Raw genomic sequence first — 18,290 nt, 5'->3', positions numbered from 1 at the left:
GAGGCAGCGGTCGAGAGACGACACACGGGGGACCGGCGGGGGACAGGGCGATGGGCGCGACGGGCGGGATCAGCGAGATGGCACAGATGACCGAAGGGTCGGGCGCGGCCACGAGCGAGGCGCTGGCCACGCTGCACCGGGTCTTCGGGTATGACGCCTTCCGCGGCGAGCAGGAAGCGATCATCGAGCATGTGGTGGCGGGCGGCGATGCCCTCGTCCTCATGCCGACCGGCGGCGGCAAGTCGCTGTGCTATCAGATCCCGGCCCTGGTCAGACCCGGTACGGGCATAGTGATCTCACCGTTGATCGCGCTGATGCAGGACCAGGTGGACGCCCTGCGGGCCCTGGGCGTGCGGGCCGGCTTCATCAACTCCACGCAGGACTTCGACGAGCGGCGCGTGGTGGAGGCCGAGTTCCTCGCGGGCGAGCTGGACCTGCTCTACCTGGCCCCGGAGCGGCTGCGGGTGGAGGCCACGCTCGACCTGCTCTCCCGGGGCAAGATCTCCCTCTTCGCGATCGACGAGGCGCACTGTGTGTCCCAGTGGGGCCACGACTTCCGCCCCGACTACCTGGCCCTCTCCCTGCTCGGCGAGCGCTGGCCGGACGTCCCGCGGGTCGCCCTGACCGCGACGGCCACGCAGGCCACGCACCAGGAGATCACCCAGCGCCTGAACCTGCCGACGGCCCGCCACTTCGTCGCCAGCTTCGACCGGCCCAACATCCAGTACCGGATCGTGCCCAAGGCCGACCCCAAGAAGCAGCTGCTCGCCTTCCTGAGGGAGGAGCACGCGGGCGACGCCGGCATCGTCTACTGCCTCTCGCGCAACTCGGTGGAGCGGACCGCCGAGTTCCTGAGCAGCAACGGCATCGAGGCGGTGCCGTACCACGCGGGCCTGGACGCGGGCATGCGCGCGGCCCATCAGTCCCGGTTCCTGCGCGAGGAGGGCCTGGTCGTGGTCGCGACCATCGCCTTCGGCATGGGCATCGACAAGCCGGACGTGCGGTTCGTCGCCCATCTGGACCTGCCCAAGTCGATCGAGGGCTACTACCAGGAGACGGGCCGCGCGGGCCGTGACGGACAGCCCTCCACCGCGTGGATGGCCTACGGCCTCAACGACGTCATACAGCAGCGCAAGCTGATCCAGTCCGGCGAGGGCGACGAGGCGTTCCGCCGCCGGGCCGGTGCCCACCTCGACGCCATGCTCGCCCTGTGCGAGACCGCCCGGTGCCGGCGCGGCCAGCTTCTGGCCTATTTCGGCCAGGACCCCTCGGCCGAGGCCTGCGGCAATTGCGACACCTGCCTCACCCCGCCGGAGACCTGGGACGGCACCATCGCCGCGCAGAAGGTGCTGTCGACGGTGGTGCGGCTGCAGCGGGAGCGCGGGCAGAAGTTCGGTGCCGTGCAGATCGTCGACATCCTGCTCGGCAAGCGCACCGCCAAGGTGATCCAGTTCGACCACGACCAGCTGTCCGTCTTCGGCATCGGCGAGGACCTCGCCGAAGGCGAGTGGCGGGGCGTCGTCCGGCAGCTGCTCGCCCAGGGGCTGCTCGCGGTCGAGGGCGAGTACGGCACCCTGGTGCTCACCGAGGCAAGCGGTTCGGTGCTGCGGCGGGAGCGGGAGGTGCCGCTGCGCAAGGAGCCGAAGAAGCCGGCCACGTCCAGGTCGGGTTCGGGTGCCTCCTCCGGCCGCGGCGACCGCAAGGCCAAGGCCGCAGCCGCCGAACTGCCCGACGAGCTGCTCCCCGCCTTCGAGGCCCTGCGCACCTGGCGTGCCGAGCAGGCCAAGGAGCAGGGCGTCCCGGCGTACGTCATCTTCCACGACGCCACCCTGCGGGAGATCGTCACCCGGTGGCCCGGATCGGTGCGGGAGCTGGGCACGGTCGGCGGCGTCGGCGAGAAGAAACTGGCGACGTACGGGGAAGGGGTGCTCGGTGTCCTGGCCTCCCTGGACGGTGCGGGCCCGGCCTCCGGAGACGCACCGGCGGACGAGGCCGCGCCCGCACCCGGAGAGTCCCCGGAGGACGGCTGGCCCGAGCCGGGGGACGAGCCGGAGCCGGACGACTGGATGTAGCACGCCACAGGCAGGGGAGGCCGGTCTTCTCCTCGGGCCGCGCGCCTGAGCAGAAGGAGGAGGAAGAGGAGAGGACGGGGATCCTCACAGCCCTCGCGCCGCGTACGCCCTGACGTCCGCATCCGGGTCGGCGGTGGCGGTGGCCAGGGCCGCGCGGGCCTCCTCGGCGGCGTTGTGCCGGGTCAGGGCGAGGACCGCCGCCTTGCGCACATCGGCGTTGGGGTCGGCCAGCGCCTTGGCGAGGGCGGCGACGGCCACGCCGGCCGGTGCGACCGACAGCGCGGTGGCGGCACCGGACCTGACCTGCCAGGCCGGGTCGGACAGAGCGGCGACGGCACGGGCGGCCAGCGGAGCCGGGCAGCCGGCCGTGCCCAGCGCAGCCAGTGCGGCACCGCGCACCAGCGGGTCGGCATCCTCGGTGAGCCGGTCCAGGGCGCCGGAGAGCGGATCCCCGGCCGCCGGGTCCAGGGGCACCGGGCCGACCGCGGCCAGCGCCTTGGCCACGGCGACACGGACCTCCCGGGAGGGATCGTCCGCCGCGCCCGCCAGCACTTCGGCCGCGTCGACCGAGACGAGGGCGCGCACGGCCTCGATGCGGACGGTGACGTCCGGGTCGGCCAGCGCGGAGGCGAACACGCCGGCCTCGCCCAGCCGCAGGGCGCGCAGCAGGTCGAGGGAGGCGGCGCGGACCACCGGATCGGCCTCGGTGAGCGCACCGGTGAGCGCGGCACCCAGGGCGGGGTCGGACGGCAGCGTCTCGACCAGTTCGCGCAGTGAGGCCGCGGCAGCCGCGCGGACCTCGGCCTCGGGGTCCGCGAGGGCCCCGGCCAGTGCGTGCCCGGTGCCGGTAGGCACGGTCTCGGTGAGGACCGAGACGGCCGTACGCCGGACCGCCGGGTCGGGGTCGGACAAGTAGGGCTTCAAAGAGGCCAGTTCGGGCCCCTCCTCGGCCAGCTCCAGCAGCTCCAGGAGCCGCGGCGAGGCGGTGTCCCGGGCGCCGCTCGGGCCCGTGGAACCGGCGGCGCGGGTGGACGTCGGTCCGGTGGCGACCGGTGCCACGTCGCGCGGGCCCGCCGTCGCGACATCCTCGGGGTGGACCTCGCCCAGCTGCCGGGAGGTGCCGCCGACCGGGGCGAAGCCCTCGACCGGAACCAGATAGGGAGCCACGGGACGGGCCGTGAACTCCATCGCACCAGAGGGGGACTTGTGCAGATCGAGATGATGGAACCAGGAGGCGTCGTCGCGCCGGGGGTGGTCGATGCGGTCGTGATAGAGCCCCCAGCGGGACTCGGTGCGGGCGAGGGAGGCACGGGCGGCCATCTCCGCGCAGTCGCGGATGAAGGTGACCTCGGCGCAGCGCATCAGCTCGTGCGGGGTACGGGCGCCCATCGCGGCGATGTCGGTGCGCATCCGCTCGAACGCCTCCAGGGCGAGCGAGAGGCGGGCACCGGACTTGGGCGGTGCCACGTAGTCGTTCACGAAGCGGCGCAGCTTGTACTCGACCTGGGTCTGCGGCGGGCCGTCCGGGTTGCGCAGCGGGCGGTAGATCAGCTCGTGCGCCTCGCGCAGCTGGTCCGCGGGGAGTTCTCCGTCGTACGCCGTGTACTGGGCGGCGTCCGCGCCCGCGAGGTCGCCGAAGACGAAGGCGCCGATCATGTAGTTGTGCGGGACGCAGGCCAGGTCGCCGGCGGCGTACAGGCGGGGGACGGTCGTACGGGCGTGGTCGTCGACGCGGACGCCGGAGGCCGAGTGGCCGCCGCACAGGCCGATCTCGGAGATGTGCATCTCGATGTCGTGGGTGCGGTAGTCGTGCCCTCGGCCGGCATGGAAGGTGCCCCGGGTGGGGCGTTCGGTGGAGTGCAGGATCGACTCCAGGGCCGAGACCGACTCCTCAGGAAGATGGCTCAGCTTCAGGTAGACCGGGCCGCGGTCGCTGTCCACCTCCGCCGCGAACTCGGCCATCATCTGCCCCGACCAGTAGTCGGAGTCGACGAACCGCTCGCCGTGCCGGTTGACCTGGTAGCCGCCGAAGGGATTGGCGACGTAGGCGCAGGCCGGACCGTTGTAGTCCTTGATCAACGGGTTGATCTGGAAGCACTCGATACCGGTCAGCTCGGCCCCCGCGTGGTAGGCCATGGCGTAACCGTCGCCGGCGTTGGTCGGGTTCTCGTAGGTGCCGTAGAGGTACCCGGAGGCGGGCAGGCCGAGGCGGCCGCAGGCGCCGGTCGCGAGGATCACCGCGCCCGCGCGGACGGTGACGAAGGCACCGGTGCGGGTGTGGAGGCCGACGGCGCCCACGGCCCGGCCGTCGTCGGGCGAGGTCAGCACGCGCACCGGCATGACCCGGTTCTCGATACGGATCCGCTCCCGCATCTCCCGCCGCCGCAACTGCCGGTACAGCACCTTCTTGACGTCCTTGCCCTCCGGCATGGGAAGCACGTACGAGCCCGAACGGTGGACCTGGCGGACCGCGTAGTCGCCGTGCTCGTCCTTCTCGAACTTGACCCCGTACGACTCCAGCCGCTGGACCATCGCGAAACCGCGGGTGGCGGTCTGGCGGACGGTGGACTGGTCGACGATGCCGTCGTTGGCGCGGGTGATCTCGGCGACGTAGTCGTCGGGCTCGGCGCGGCCGGGGACGACCGCGTTGTTGACGCCGTCCATGCCCATGGCGAGCGCGCCGGAGTGACGGACGTGGGCCTTCTCCAGGAGCAGGACGTTGGCGCCGCGCTCGGCGGCGGTCAGGGCGGCCATGGTGCCGGCGGTGCCGCCGCCGATGACGAGGACGTCGCAGGTCAGCTCCTCGGCGTCGGTGACGGCGGGGATCTCCGAAAGGATCTCCGAGGGGGTCCGTGCGGGGGCGTTCGCGGGGGTGGTCACCGGGGTGCCTTTCAGGTGCCGAGCGAGGAGAGGACGGCGCGGCGCAGGGCCACGCGGGCCGGGTCGTCGAGGGCGTCACGGTCACGCGGGCGCGGTACCTCGCGTACGGCGGCCACGCGGCCGGCGCCGAGGAGGGCGACGCGGTCACCGAGGAAGAGCGCCTCGTCGACGTCGTGGGTGACGAAGACGACGGTCGCACCCGTGCCCCGCAACACCTCCACCAGCAGGTCCTGCATGCCGGAGCGGGTCTGCGCGTCGAGGGCGGCGAAGGGCTCGTCCAAGAGGACCGCGCGCGGGCTGTCGGCCAACGCGCGCGCCAACTGGGCACGTTGGCGCTGCCCGCCGGACACCCGGTGCGGCAACTGCCCGGCCTGCAGGCTGAGGCCGACGCGGGCGAGCCAGGACTCGGCCCGGGCACGGCGCTCCGCGCGCGGTACGCCACTGATGGCGAGCGGGAGTTCGACGTTCGCGCGCAGGGTGCGCCAGGGCAGCAGCGCGTCCTCCTGGAAGACCAGCGCACGGTCGGCGGACGGCCCGGTCAGTGCGCGGCCGTCCTGCTCCACCGCTCCGGACAGCGGGGACAGCAGCCCGGCGAGCGTGCGCAGCAACGTCGACTTGCCGCAGCCGGAGGGACCGACGACGGTGAGGATCTCGCCGGGCGCGACGTCCAGGCCGACGTCGTACAGGACCGGGGCGTCGGGCCGGCCGAGCACGGCGGCGCGCAGCGCGAGCCGGGTGCCGCGTACGCCCGCGGACGCCGGTGCGGCCGGTACCGGTACGGCTGATACTGCGGCTGTCCCGGCTGTCCCGGCTGTCCCGGCTGTCCTGGCTGTCCCGGCTGTCCCGGCCGTTCCGACCGTCTCAGACGAGGTGCTCATCGCGCGCCTCCTGCTCGGTGTCGTCGTGGCCCTGGTGCTGGCTCTCGGCCTGGTCCTCGGGGTCGCCGTCGGCCTTCACGGCGACCGGGGCGGCAGCCCGGGGAACCGGGGGGCGGGGCCGGCCGCCGGGGACGTACGACGTGCGGGGCAGCCAGCGGGTGAGGCGCCGGCCGAGGAGTTCCACGGCCGTGGAGGTGACCCAGCCGAGCGCACCGATCGTGACCATGCCGACGAAGACGCCCGGGTAGTTCACGACCGTGTAGTCCTGCCAGGTGCGGTAACCGACGCCGTACTGGCCGGAGATCATCTCGGCGGAGATCACACAGATCCACGAGACGCCGATGCCGACCGACAGGCCGCCGAAGATGCCGGGCAGCGCGCCCGGCAGGACCACCGAGCCGAGGATCCGCAGCCGGCCGCCGCCGAGGGTGCGCACCGCCTCCTCCCAGACCGGGGTGAGCGCGCGGACCGCGTGCCGGGTGGAGACCAGCACGGGGAAGAAAGCCGCGGTGCAGGTGATGAAGACGATGCCCTGCTCGTTGGAGGGGAACAGGAGGATCGCGACCGGGACGAGGGCGATGGCCGGGATCGGGCGGATGACCTCGAGGACCGGGCCGAGGAGGTCCTCGGCGAGGTACGAGCGGGCCACGAGCACGCCGGTCGCCACGCCCAGGACGGCCGCCAGGGCGAAGCCGGTGAGGATCCGGGTGAGGCTGTCGGTGAGGTCGGTCCAGTAGTCGGGGCCGGAGAGCCGGTCGGCGAAGGCCCGAGCCACGTCGGTGACGGTCGGGAACTGCGAGAAGCGCAGCCACAGGTCGATGTCCAGGCTGGTCAGCAGCTGCCACAGGCCGAGCGCGGCGGCCAGCGACGCCACTCGCAGCGCATACCGGGCGAGCGGCCGCCGAATCATGACGACCGCCCGAGCGCGTCGGTGTAGGAGACCGTGCGGGCGCCGTGGTGCGCTGCGATGTACGCCTGCGCTGTCGCCTGGGCCACGAAGGGCAGCAGCCGGTTGCCGTCGGCCACCCAGACCGCTTTGTCGGCGAACCAGAGGGTGCCGGTGGTGGAGTCGGGGACGTAGGCCGCGCGGATGTCGTTCCGGTGCCCGGCCACGTAGGCCAGCAGCCCCTTCGGGGACGCGAAGGAGACGGTCTTCGCGCTGCCCTTGGCCCAGACCTCGCTCGCGGCCGGTGCGGGTGGGGCGGCGAGCCGCTGGGCGTAGGCGGCGCCGAGTGCCTTCCTCACGTACTGGTCGTCGACGAACGAATCCACGTCGATGTCGCCGGTCAGCTTGGCCGCCTTCAGGACGGAGACGTCCTGCTTCAGCGCGGAGACGAGCCGGGGTTTGAGGGCCGGGTCGAAGGTGGCGATGCCGTGGGCGCCGTTGTAGAGGTAGACGACCTCGGCGGGCAGGCCGGTGGCCTCGGCGACCTTCTCCGCGGCGGCCACGGGGCGGTCGTCGAGGTAGTCCGTGGCCTGCGCCTGGGCCTTGAGGAAGGCCTCGACGACGGCCGGGTGCTTCCGGGTGAAGTCCTCACGGGCGGTGACACCGTGGAACGTGGGGAGGTTCAGCCGGGCGCCGTCGTACAGGGCCTTCGCCTTGCCCTGGTAGACGAGCAGGCCCGGCCAGGCGACGAACTGCGACAGCCCGTCCACGCTCCCGGCGGAGAGGGCCGAGGCCCCCACGGCGGGCTGCTGGTTGAGCTTCGAGATGCCGGTGTCCGGGTCGATGCCGGCGCGCTGCAGGGCCCGTACGAGGGTGCCGTCGGCGGCGGAGCCGATACTCGTGGAGACCTTCTTGCCCTTGAGGTCCGTCAGGGAGGCCAGCTTGGAGTCCGGGGCGGTGACCACGGTGTTGAGTCCGCCGCGCAGGTTGTAGCCGGTGACCGACACCAGGTGGGTGGGGCGGCCGAGCTGCTTGCCGCGGGCCGCGTTCAGCAGCAGCGGGAAGTCCCCCATCGAGCCGATGTCGATCTTCCCGGCGGTCATCTGGGCGGTGATCGGGGCGCCGGTGGCGTAGTCCTGCCAGTCGACCTTGTAGGTGTGGCCGTCGTGGAGGGCGTTCAGCTGCTTCTCGAAGTAGCCCAGGGAGCGGAGCAGGGTCCCCGCGGTGACCGTGTTGATGGTCTTGGACTGGTAGCCGACGGTCACGGTGACCGTCGAGCCGCTGCCCGCCTCCGCGCTGCCGCCGCAGGCGGACAGGGGCAGGAGGAGTGCGGCGGCGGACAGAGCAACTGCCATGCGTTTCATGGTGGTTCGGCCTCTCGCCGGAGCAGGTCGGAAGGGTCAGCGGAGCAGATAGGGCATGTTGACCGTGACGGCTCCGGTGGGGCAGCGGGCCGCGCACGGGCCGCAGTACCAGCACTCGTCGACGTGCATGTACGCCGTGCCGCTGCTCTCGTCGATGGCGAGGGAGTCCAGCGGGCACATGTCCACGCACAGCGTGCAGCCGTCGATGCACTTCGACTCGTCGATGGTCACGGGCACGTCGGCCCGCTGGGGCGCCAAAGGCATGGCTGTCTCCAGGAAACGGGTCAGGCAGGGGTCACAAGGAGGGGTTGCTCAGCAGGTGGGAGGGAGCTGCGCAGCGCGGTGCAGGATGCCGCTCATGGTGATGCGGTCGCCGCGGAAGCGGATGAACTCCAGGTCCACGGGGCGGCCGTCGGCGAGGTGTGTGAGGCGTTCCAGCATCAGCACGGCGGCGCCGCGCGGGGCCTGGAGGACGGCGGCGGAGTGGGCGTCCGCGTTCACCGCCTCCAGGGTGATCTCGGCGTGGCCGAGGCGCCGGCCGGTGATGGCCTCCAGCAGGCGGAAGACGTCGGTGTTCTCCAGGTCGGCGCCGAGCAGGGCGGTGCCGATGTCGAGCGGGATGTAGGTGAGGTCGAGGGAGAGGGGGAGGCCGTTCAGGCGGCGCAGGCGTTCGATGTAGAGGACGTCGGCGCCGGCCGGGACGCGGAGGCGTTCGGCCACCGGCGCTGGGGCGGGAGCGGGGCCCATGGTGCGGACCTCGTTGGTGACACGGCCGTGCTCGTGGAGCGTTTCCGCGAGGCCCATCAGGTGGTCGAGCCCGTGCGGGTACTTCTCGGCGACGACGACGGTGCCGACGCCGGGCAGCCGCTCCACCAGGCCCTCGGCCCGGAGCAGTTCCAGGGCTTGGCGGACGGTGTTGCGGGAGGCGCGGTAGTCGGCGGCGAGGGTGGACTCATGGGGGAGGGTGCCGTTCGTGAAGACGCCGGTGAGGAGCTGGTGGCGCAGCAGATCGGCGAGCTGCCGGGCCCGGTCCGCACGCAGCCGGCGACGCGTGCGGTGGGCAGCGACGGTGGTCGCGGCGCCCTGACCGGCATGGTCTCGGGGGCGGTCGGTGGGTGGCATGGCTGGAACCATACCGACCAGGTAGGGAATGGGGTGTTGCTGAAGTGTTGCGCCAGCTGCAAGGGCCCTGGGCAGGGCGCTGAGCTGGGGTTTCGCTGTGGAGGCGAGGAAGATCCGCCACTCGGCCGACTACCCCGACCCCCCACCACCGCCCTGGAGGCCTGGAGGCCTGGAGGCCTGGAGGTCAGGTCAGAGCCGAGAGCCCGGGGGCGAACGTGATCAGGAGCGGCAGCAACGGCACCAGCGCGGCCACCGTCGTCGTCAGTGCCCGGTGCCGGCGCAGCAGCCGCGGCGGGGGTTCCAGGAGCCGGTCCACGCGCTCGCCGAGGAGGCGGCGGCTGGAGGCGCAGGACAGCACGCCGCGGTGCTGGTTCAGCTCGATCAGGGCCAGCGCGGTGGTGAGGTGGCCGCAGCGGCGGGACGCCGCGTCGTCGGCGGCCAGTTCGACCAGCCGGTGCGTCTGGTCGCAGAAGTGGGCGAAGAGCGGGACGCGCGGGAAGCCCGTGGCGAGCGCGGTGGACAGGTGGAGCAGCCAGTCGTGGTGGGCGCGGGCGTGACCGCGCTCATGGGTGAGGACCGCATCCAGCTGAATGTCGGTGAGGCGGTGCAGTGCCCCGGTCGTCACGACCAGCTGGGGCGGGTGGCCCGGCATCCACCAGGCGTCCGGATACTCGTCCTCGAGCACCAGCATCGGGCCGCGCGCCGCAGGCAGCCCCGCGGGCAGGTCGGGGGCACGTTCGCGCAGATGCGCCCGGGTCTGGCCGCGCCGGCGGCGCACCTCGGCGAGTTCCCGGGCGAGCATGGCCGTCGTCCAGGCCGCCCCGCAGGCCAGCAGCATGGTGAGGGCGACGGCCCAGACCGGGGCGGCGGACAGGTCGTACGCGGCGGTGACGGCGGGCGGTGCGGGGGCGAACACATGGTCGCGGACGGTGTGGAAGACGGCCGCCGCGCCCAGGACCAGCGCGGTCAGACAGCACAGCAGGACCGTGGCGACCAGGCACTGCCACACCCACAACGCGACCACGGGTTCCCGCTCGGGCCAGGCGGCCCGGGTCAGTGCGCGCGGCGCCGGTACGGCGGACGTCAGGGCGACGACGCTCAGCAGGAGCAGGCAGACGGTCATGCCGGGGCTCCGGTTCCTGGTCGGAGACGGATGCAGGTGTCGGTGGTGCGGGGGCGATGCGCCGACGGCGCGCCGCGTGGTGCGGTGCGTGCCCCGTCAGTATGACGGTGCGGGGCGGCACGAGGCAGGCGTCGACGGCGATCCGCCCGCCTGCCTTTGCGCCCGGACGGCCTTCCTGCGCCTTTGGACGGCCTTACTGTGCCTTCGGGCCGCCTTCTACGCGTCCGACCCCACTCCGCGCGGACCCCGGCCGTCGTCCCTCTCCCCCCGCCGCTTCCCTACCTGCCCCACACCTACCTGTCCCGCGCCCACTTGCCCCGGCATCAGCCTGGCCCGCGCCCACCTGCCCCGGTACCGGCCCGTCCCGCACCTACCTGTCCCGCAACGCCCGCCGCACCGCCTCCACCACGTCTTCCTCACCGAATCCCAGCGCTCGTGCCCACGCCACGAAATCCCTGGTCACTTCGTCGAGTTCCGCTGTTCCGGGGCTGCGGGCCCCCGGGGGGAGCGGAGCCACCCGCGTGCCCGCCCCCCGCCGGGTCCGGATCAGGGACGCCGCCTCCAGTTCGCGATAGGCGCGGGCCACCGTCCCCGCCGCCAGGCCCAGGTCGGCCGCCAGCTGCCGTACCGTCGGCAGTCGTTCGCCCTCCGGCAGGCGGCCGGTGGTGATCAGGGCGGCGAGCTGGGCGCGGATCTGTTCGTACGGCGGGACGGGGCTCGTCGTGTCGACCCGTACGGCGGTGCCGCTCACCGGCGGCCGCCGGTGGCGGACCGGCGCCGCCAGGACGCCCGCGGCGAGCACACGGTGACCAGCGCCCACGCCACGGTCACCAGGGAGATCCCCATCAGCGGCCACAGCACCGCGTTGGCCACGGTGCCCACGGTGCCGTCGCAGGCCGTGCTCATCAGCGCGCCGGACGCCGTGGAGGCCGCGCCCAGCAGCAAGGTGGACACCACCAGGCCCCAGACTGCGACGACGGCCAGGGCCCGGTCGCGGCGGGACTGCTCGTCGCCCGGCCGGGTGGCGATGCGCCGCAGGGACCAGCCGCACGCGGCGGTCGCGACAGCGAGCGAGGCCAGCATCGGCAGGCCGTAGTGGAAGCCGGGCCAGGGGCCGTAGGACTCGGACTGGCCCCGGCAGGTCAGCGCGAGGTCGCGGCCGGCCCGGCCCAGGTCGTCCGGCGAAGCCGTCGCGCCCGCCGCCGCCAGCACCACCACCAGTGCGCCGGCCAGGGCGACGAGGAACCAGGTGAGGCGGGGCGGCACGTAGTCGCGCACCCGGCGCGGGGCGAGCCCGGCCGTGCGGACGGTGCCCCGGGCCGGCGAGGTCAGCGCGTCGCCGGCCAGGACGCCGGACACCGCGCACAATCCGAAGGCGGGGACGGCGTACAGGATCCCGTCGCCGTGGTCGAGCGGCCCCAGCCAGCGCGCGGCGAGCGTGCCGGCGATCAGGCCCGTCCAGCGGGCGTAGCGGTCGACGGGTGCGCGGGATGCCGGAGTGGCCCTCACCAGATCTGTCCTTGACCTGCCCAGATCTGTCCTACCCAGATCGGTTCCGCCCAGATCGTTCCCGGCCATGACAAACCCCCGTGAAAGCAGACATCTTGTACTCACCAGCTTGTATCAAGTGGTGAGTACAAGATGCGTCAACGGCAGGCTTGTGTCAAACAGTTGCTACAACCCGCGGCTCAGCTCGACACGACGCGCCCGGTGACCTCTCCCAGTCCGACCCGGCCCCCGTCCGCCCCCGGCGCCCACGCCGACAGTGTCACGACGTCCCCGTCCTCCAGGAACGCCCGCTTGCCTTCCGGGAGGTCGAGGGGGTCCCGGCCGTTCCAGGTCAGCTCCAGCAGCGAGCCGCGCTGGTTCTCCGCCGGGCCGCTGACCGTGCCCGAGCCGTACAGGTCGCCGGTGCGCAGCGAAGCCCCGTTCACCGTCATGTGGGCCAGCTGCTGGGCGGCGGTCCAGTACATGGTGGAGAACGGCGGCTCGGACACCGTATGGCCGTTGATCGCGACGGAGATGTGCAGGTCGTAGCCGCCGGGCTCGATCTCCGCCGGTGCGTCGTCCAGGTACGGCAGCAGCGGGTGCGTGCGCTCCGGGGGCGCCACGCGCGCGTGCTCCAGCGCCTCCAGCGGGGTGATCCACGCCGACACCGAGGTGGCGAAGGACTTGCCGAGGAACGGGCCGAGGGGGACGTACTCCCAGGCCTGGATGTCCCGTGCCGACCAGTCGTTGAGCAGGCACAGTCCGAAGACGTGCTCCCGGAAGTCGCCCAGCGCCACCGGCGTGCCCCGCTCGGAGGGCGCGCCGACCACGAAGCCGACCTCGGCCTCGATGTCGAGGCGGACGGACGGCCCGAACACGGGCGCGGGGTCGCCGGGTCCCTTGCGCTGCCCGGACGGCCGTACGACATCCGTGCCCGAGACCAGCACCGTGCCGGAACGGCCGTGGTAACCGATCGGCAGGTGTTTCCAGTTGGGGGTCAGCGAGTCCTCGGCGTCGGGGCGGAAGATCTGGCCGACGTTGCGGGCGTGGTTCTCGGAAGCGTAGAAGTCGACGTAGTCCGCGACCTCGAAGGGCAGGTGGAGGGTCACCGACGAGAGGGGGTGGAACAGCGGTTCGATGGTCGAACGGTGTGAGGGCACCGTCACCCAGGCCGTCAGTGCGCGCCGCACGTCCGACCAGGCCGTGCGCCCGGCGGCCAGCAGGGGGTCGAGGCTGGGCCGTGCGAGGAGGGAGACGTACGGCGAGCCGAGCGCGGCGGCCGCGGCGCCCGCGTCGAGGACGTGGTCACCGAGCCGGACGCCGACCCTCCGCTCCGTGCTGCCGGAAGGCGAGAACACGCCATAGGGGAGGTTGTGCGGGCCGAAGGGGTCGCCCTCGGGGACGTCGAAGGGGGGCATGGGGTGCTGCCTCGCTCTCATCCGGGCCATGCATGGCGATGCGTTCCGTGTGCTCGCGCCACACGTTACGGCCGAGGCGCGCGTCTTGGGCAGTGCCGCAAGGGGTGTACGGAAGGTTGCCCGAACAGTGTCTAAAGAGTTCGCAATGTCCGAATAGGTCTTGTCGGAGGCGGCAATTCCGGCTTAGCGTCCTTTGGGGGACACGGACGGGGTGGGTCCGGTCCGTAGGGGGGACACGTGGGGGGACCCGTGGCCGGAAACGCCGTCAGTGTGCCTTTCGAGGCGGACCGTGACGTGCCGGGGCTGATCGTCAAATTCGGCGACTATCCGCTGCACCACGGCGGTGTCGGCGCGATCCGCAGCCTGGGCCGCCTCGGCGTTCCCATGTATGCGATCACCGAGGATCCTTACACTCCCGCGGCCTCCTCCCGCTATCTCAGACGGGCGTTCGTCTGGCCGACGACCGGTGCCGAGGAGCCGGACCACCTGGTCGAGGGCCTGCTGCGCATCGGCCGCCGGATCGGCCGTCCGACCGTTCTGATCCCGACGGACGAGGAGGCGGCCGTCCTGATCGCCGAGCACCAGGACGATCTGGCCGGTCCCTTTCTCTTCCCGCGTGTCGACCCCGCACTGCCCCGCCGGCTGGCCAGCAAGCAGGGCCTGCACGAGCTGTGCGTGGAACACGGCATCGCGAGCCCCTCGGCCGCGTTCCCCGAGTCGTACGACGAGATCGCCGCCTTCGCCGACGCGGCCCGCTTCCCGGTGGTGGCCAAGAACCGGGAGGCGTTCGTGCGGCGCAGACGGCCCGCCGTCAACGGCACCACGAGGATCGCCACCCGTGAGGGCCTGCTCACCCTCGCCCGCGACTGGGGCGAACAGCCCGGCGTGATCCTCCAGGAGTACCTGCCGAGGGAGGAGGCCGAGGACTGGATCGTGCACGCCTGCTTCGACGCCGACTCCAGCCCGCTGGCCCTCTTCACCGGCGTCAAGGTCCGCTCCTGGCCGCCGCACGCGGGTATGACGGCGAACGCGTACGTCGTCGACAACCCGGAACTCGCCGACCTCGCCGCGCGTTTCATCAAACAGATCGGCTTCAGCGGCATCATCGACCTCGACCTGCGCTTCGACCGGCGCGACGGACAGTACAAGCTCCTCGATTTCAACCCGCGCATGGGCGCCCAGTTCCGGCTCTTCGAGAACGAGTCGGGAGTGGACGTCGTCCGCGCCATGCACCTGAACCTGACCGGCCGGCCCGTTCCGGAGGGGGAGCAGCGCGCCGGCCACCGCTACATCGTGGAGAACATCGACCTGCCCGCCCTCCTCGCCTACCGCCGCAGCGGCTATACGACGCCGCACGCGCCGGCGAGGCCGAGCGGGACGGAGCTGGCCTGGCTCGCGGGGGACGACCCGCTGCCGTTCCTCACGATGCTCGCCCGCTTCGTGCGCCCGGGCGCGAAGCACCTCTATCAGCTGTGGCGGACCAACCGCCGAGGCAGCACCACCACCGCCACGAAGTAGGCAAGGCCACCACTGTGGCGCACCGTGTCTCTGGGGAGGGACTTCGTGATTCGACCGGTTGCAGTCATCGGGGCCGGGCCGTACGGCCTGTCCACCGCCGCCCATCTGCGGGCGCGCGGCATCCCCGTCCGCGTCTTCGGCGACCCCATGGTCAGCTGGCGCGAGCACATGCCCGCGGGCATGCTCCTCAAGTCGACCCCCGCCGCCTCCAACCTCGACTGCCCGCAGCCCGGACACACCCTCGCCGACTACTGCGACGCGGCCGGCATCCGCCGGCTGGTCACCGACGAGGACATCATCCCGGCGGAGACCTTCGTCGCCTACGGCGAGTGGTTCCAGCAGAAGCTGCTGCCCGAACTGGAGCGGGTCCGCGTCGTCTCCGTCGACCGGGACAAGAGCGGCGGGTTCGAACTCAAGCTGGACTCGGGAGAGTTGTTCACCGCCCGCGCGGTCGTGGTCGCCACCGGCCTGTCGGGATTCGCCCACTTCCCGGCGGAGCTGGCGGGAGCGGCGGCCGACGGACCCGCACCCACCGGGCCGGTCTCCCACAGCTCCCAGCACCACGACCTCACCCGCTTCGCCGGCAAGGAGCTGATCGTCGTCGGCGCCGGCCAGTCCGCACTGGAGACGGCGGCGCTCGCCGCCGAGGCCGGAGCCCAGGTGCGCGTGGTCTCGCGCGGCCGCGGCCGGGTCGCTTTCGGGGCCCCGCCCTGGGACCAGCCGAAGCTGCGCCCCGAGTCCCCCTTCGGCCGTGCCTGGTCCCTGTGGGCGCTCAGCTACTACCCGCAGCCGTACCGCTTCCTGCCCGCCCGGACCCGCCACTACCTGGTCCGCCGGGTCCTCGGCCCGCTCGGCGCCTGGTGGCTGCGCGACCGCTTCGAGGACAAGGTCCAGGTCCAGGAGGTCGAGCGGGTGCTGGGCGCCGAGGCCCAGGACGGCACCCCGGTCCTCACCGTCCGCACGCACGGCGGACCCGTCGAGCAGCTGCCCGCCGACCACGTCATCGCGGCCACCGGCTACCGGGTGAACATCGCCGCGATGGACTTCCTCGGCCACGAACTGCGCACCCGCCTCGCGGTGAGCAGGGGCGCCCCCAGGCTCGGCGCCGGCTATGTCTCCTCGGTCCCCGGTCTGTACTTCACCGGCCTTCCGGCGGCGTCCTCCTACGGCCCGGTGATGCGCTTCGTCTGCGGCACGGAGTTCGCCTCGCCGCGCCTGGCCCAGCACCTGGCGGCGGCGCACCGCTGAGACCGGCGGGCAGCACATCACCGAACGGGTGACGGTCGTCGTCCAGGCGCCGGATGCGGAAGAGGAGGGCGTGGACGGGGGAGGACGTGGATCCCCGGTCCCCGCCGGCCGGGGAAGACCAACGGCTGCAGCGCCTGTGTGCACGCCGCGCGGTCGGCCCGCGCGGGGCCGGTGCGAGCGAGGAGCGGATCGCGGCCGTCTGCGCCCGGCCCGAGGCGCCCCGGTTCTCCGGGGCCGCGCGGGCGGCGCCGCAGCCGACCGAGCGGGTCACGCGGCGCGCCGACCGCTCCGAGGTGCGGTGCCGCACGCCCTGTGGGCTGAAGCGGCCGGTTGCTTCGGCGAGGCGAGAAGCAGCTCTCCGCGCGGATGCTCACCATCCCGCTCACCGCCAGGCCCGACCGTATCAACACCGCCATCAGGGAGCCCGCAGGCACCACTTGGGGGTGAGAAGCGCACAAGTCGGCGGACAACAGGGTGAGTCGGCGGGGTGCGCTGTCCGTATTCTCTGATCATGGCTGCACCCCCCGCATACGCACTGATCGCCACTGACCTGGACGGGACACTGCTGCGTGGTGACGACACCGTCTCGGACCGGTCGCTCGCCGCGCTCACGAGGGCGGCAGGGGCCGGCGCCCGGCATCTGGTGGTGACGGGCCGCCCGGCCCCCCGGGTGCGGCCCCTGCTGGACGGCCTCGGGTGCACGGGGCTCGCGGTCTGCGGGCAGGGCGCGCAGGTCTACGACGCCGGAGCCGGTCGTCTGCTGTGGTCGGTGCGCCTCGACCGGGAGCTCGCCGAGACCGCGCTCGGCAAGATCGAGGCCGAGGTGGGGCAGGTCTACGCGGCCGTCGACCAGGACGGGGTGGACGGCCTCACGCTGATCGAGCCGGGGTATCTGATGCCGCACCCGACCCTGCCCGCCGTGCGGGTCGGCCGGCGCGACGACCTGTGGTGCGAGCCCATCAGCAAGGTGCTGCTGCGCCATCACGCCCTGTCCGACGACGAGTTGGCGACGATCGCGCGCTCGGTGGTGGGCTCGCTGGCGACGGTCACGATGTCGGGGCCGGGGACCGTGGAACTCCAGCCGTGCGGTGTCACCAAGGCGACGGGGCTGGCGCTGGCGGCCGACCACCTGGGGATCGCCGCCGGCCGGGCCCTGGCCTTCGGCGACATGCCCAATGACATCCCCATGTTCGACTGGGCCGCGCACGGTGTCGCCATGGCCAATGCCCACCCGGAACTCAAGGCGGTCGCCGACGAGGTCACCCTGTCGAACGAGGACGACGGCATTGCCGTCGTCCTCGAAAGACTGTTCCCGACCGACTGACCGGGATATCAGTAGGGCCCGCCGCGGACGCTCGTCAGTAGGCGCCGTTGACGTTGTCGATCGACCCGTAGCGCGCGGCCGCGTAGTTGCAGGCGGCGGTGATGTTCGCGACCGGGTCGTAGATGTCGAAGGACGTTCCGGCCACGTGGTAGGTGTTGAACGTCGGGTCGATGACCTGGAGCAGGCCCTTGGACGGGATGCCCTTGGCGGCGTTGGAGTCCCAGAGGTTGATGGCGTTCGGGTTGCCCGAGGACTCGCGGATGATGTTGCGGTGGATGCCGTTGTAGGTGCCCGGGATCTTCTTCTCGGCCATGATCGCGAGCGACTCGTGGATCCAGCCGTCGAGGTTGTTCGGGTACCCGGCGAGCGTGGTGGACGGCGTGGTGGCCGTGGGGGTGGCTGCGGAGGCGTCGGCCGCGCCGATGAGCGGCAGGGCGAGGACCGCGGCGCCGGTGCCGGCGACGGTGAGCGTGCGGATGAGGCGGTTGGTGCGAATGCGGAGGTGCTGAGCGGCAGCAGGCATGGCGATGTCCTCTCCGTCGCCTACGAGGTGAGCTGTCGGGTTCGGGCGCGGGGAGTTGCCCGGCCGGACCTCCGGGGAGGCCTGGCTTCACCCCTAGCCGTTCCGGTGACGACATGTGCGTCTGCAACATGTGCCGCCCGGTCCAGCGGCTTACCTGGGTCCCCCGCTCCTGCCGTACGAATGAGTTCGTCGATGGGTGGTGTCAGACGCGGCAGGATTCGGCGTTCGCCTGACAGGCCCGGAAGCTATGCGAGAGCACATGTCCGGAACAAGTAGTGGATTCACACAACGTGCCAGTTGACCTTGGTCTGTCCCGTATGGGGTACTTGATCCTTTGCTGTTGCCAACGCTCAACTGGCCGGTGCCGCAAGGGGGAACGGTGGTGGTGCCGGGTGGCTGGATATGTCGGCCCGCGTGACCCAACTCACGAAATAGCAAACTGCATC

Annotated in this window: 15 protein-coding genes and 1 riboswitch; of the genes, 4 read left to right on the top strand and 11 right to left on the bottom strand. The window is 72.3% G+C overall.

Annotation, left to right across the window (positions count from 1 at the left end; genetic code table 11):
- The first annotated feature begins 50 nt into the window (after nucleotides 1-50).
- Nucleotides 51-2,072 (top strand): DNA helicase RecQ, encoded by a 2,022-nt coding sequence (gene recQ, locus ACZ7P3_RS20615; protein ID WP_472083598.1) that lies wholly within the window; start codon nucleotides 51-53, stop codon nucleotides 2,070-2,072.
- Between the two features lie 84 nt (nucleotides 2,073-2,156).
- On the opposite strand, the gene ACZ7P3_RS20610 is transcribed toward recQ, so the two are convergent.
- From ACZ7P3_RS20610 to fahA, 10 genes are all read right to left on the bottom strand, one after another.
- On the bottom strand, nucleotides 2,157-4,952 hold the full coding sequence (locus ACZ7P3_RS20610) for a fumarate reductase/succinate dehydrogenase flavoprotein subunit (RefSeq protein WP_472083596.1): 2,796 nt from the start codon (nucleotides 4,950-4,952) through the stop codon (nucleotides 2,157-2,159).
- Nucleotides 4,953-4,963: 11 nt separating this feature from the next.
- Nucleotides 4,964-5,830 (bottom strand): ABC transporter ATP-binding protein, encoded by an 867-nt coding sequence (locus tag ACZ7P3_RS20605; protein ID WP_472083594.1) that lies wholly within the window; start codon nucleotides 5,828-5,830, stop codon nucleotides 4,964-4,966.
- Nucleotides 5,814-6,740 carry an ABC transporter permease gene (locus tag ACZ7P3_RS20600; protein ID WP_472083592.1) on the bottom strand — a complete coding sequence of 309 codons (927 nt, stop codon included), beginning with the start codon at nucleotides 6,738-6,740 and terminating at the stop codon, nucleotides 5,814-5,816. Before ACZ7P3_RS20600 ends, ACZ7P3_RS20605 begins: the two co-directional genes overlap by 17 nt.
- Nucleotides 6,737-8,080 carry an ABC transporter substrate-binding protein gene (locus ACZ7P3_RS20595; RefSeq protein WP_472083590.1) on the bottom strand — a complete coding sequence of 448 codons (1,344 nt, stop codon included), beginning with the start codon at nucleotides 8,078-8,080 and terminating at the stop codon, nucleotides 6,737-6,739. The genes ACZ7P3_RS20600 and ACZ7P3_RS20595 overlap by 4 nt, the downstream gene beginning before the upstream one ends.
- Nucleotides 8,081-8,116: 36 nt before the next feature.
- On the bottom strand, nucleotides 8,117-8,344 hold the full coding sequence (locus ACZ7P3_RS20590) for a 4Fe-4S dicluster domain-containing protein (protein ID WP_066995505.1): 228 nt from the start codon (nucleotides 8,342-8,344) through the stop codon (nucleotides 8,117-8,119).
- A 48-nt stretch (nucleotides 8,345-8,392) separates the two neighbouring features.
- Nucleotides 8,393-9,202, bottom strand: a complete 810-nt coding sequence (locus ACZ7P3_RS20585; RefSeq protein WP_472083588.1) for a GntR family transcriptional regulator — start codon at nucleotides 9,200-9,202, stop codon at nucleotides 8,393-8,395.
- A 184-nt stretch (nucleotides 9,203-9,386) separates the two neighbouring features.
- Entirely contained in the window at nucleotides 9,387-10,325 is a 939-nt protein-coding gene (locus ACZ7P3_RS20580) for a M56 family metallopeptidase (protein ID WP_472083586.1), read from the bottom strand.
- Nucleotides 10,326-10,695: 370 nt separating this feature from the next.
- Nucleotides 10,696-11,076 (bottom strand): GntR family transcriptional regulator, encoded by a 381-nt coding sequence (locus ACZ7P3_RS20575; protein WP_472083584.1) that lies wholly within the window; start codon nucleotides 11,074-11,076, stop codon nucleotides 10,696-10,698.
- Complete coding sequence (locus ACZ7P3_RS20570; protein WP_472083582.1) at nucleotides 11,073-11,834, bottom strand: hypothetical protein; 762 nt, start codon at nucleotides 11,832-11,834, stop codon at nucleotides 11,073-11,075. The genes ACZ7P3_RS20575 and ACZ7P3_RS20570 overlap by 4 nt, the downstream gene beginning before the upstream one ends.
- Nucleotides 11,835-12,013: 179 nt before the next feature.
- A complete protein-coding gene (gene fahA, locus ACZ7P3_RS20565; RefSeq protein ID WP_472083580.1) occupies nucleotides 12,014-13,231 on the bottom strand; it encodes a fumarylacetoacetase in 1,218 nt (405 codons plus the stop codon).
- Between the two features lie 270 nt (nucleotides 13,232-13,501).
- Between fahA and ACZ7P3_RS20560 the strand changes: the two genes are divergently transcribed.
- From ACZ7P3_RS20560 to ACZ7P3_RS20550, 3 genes are all read left to right on the top strand, one after another.
- Nucleotides 13,502-14,749 carry a carboxylate--amine ligase gene (locus tag ACZ7P3_RS20560; protein WP_472083578.1) on the top strand — a complete coding sequence of 416 codons (1,248 nt, stop codon included), beginning with the start codon at nucleotides 13,502-13,504 and terminating at the stop codon, nucleotides 14,747-14,749.
- A 45-nt stretch (nucleotides 14,750-14,794) separates the two neighbouring features.
- Nucleotides 14,795-15,997 carry an FAD-dependent oxidoreductase gene (locus ACZ7P3_RS20555; protein ID WP_472083576.1) on the top strand — a complete coding sequence of 401 codons (1,203 nt, stop codon included), beginning with the start codon at nucleotides 14,795-14,797 and terminating at the stop codon, nucleotides 15,995-15,997.
- A gap of 511 nt (nucleotides 15,998-16,508) precedes the next feature.
- Nucleotides 16,509-17,321 carry an HAD family hydrolase gene (locus tag ACZ7P3_RS20550; RefSeq protein ID WP_472083574.1) on the top strand — a complete coding sequence of 271 codons (813 nt, stop codon included), beginning with the start codon at nucleotides 16,509-16,511 and terminating at the stop codon, nucleotides 17,319-17,321.
- A gap of 34 nt (nucleotides 17,322-17,355) precedes the next feature.
- On the opposite strand, the gene ACZ7P3_RS20545 is transcribed toward ACZ7P3_RS20550, so the two are convergent.
- Nucleotides 17,356-17,844 (bottom strand): transglycosylase SLT domain-containing protein, encoded by a 489-nt coding sequence (locus tag ACZ7P3_RS20545; RefSeq protein ID WP_472083572.1) that lies wholly within the window; start codon nucleotides 17,842-17,844, stop codon nucleotides 17,356-17,358.
- A 4-nt stretch (nucleotides 17,845-17,848) separates the two neighbouring features.
- A riboswitch (cyclic di-AMP (ydaO/yuaA leader) is annotated at nucleotides 17,849-18,046 on the bottom strand.
- Between the last annotated feature and the right edge of the window lie 244 nt (nucleotides 18,047-18,290).

This window comes from Streptomyces sp. NPDC107581, from assembly GCF_055657175.1.
This window is presented reverse-complemented; position numbering and strand designations above follow the sequence as displayed.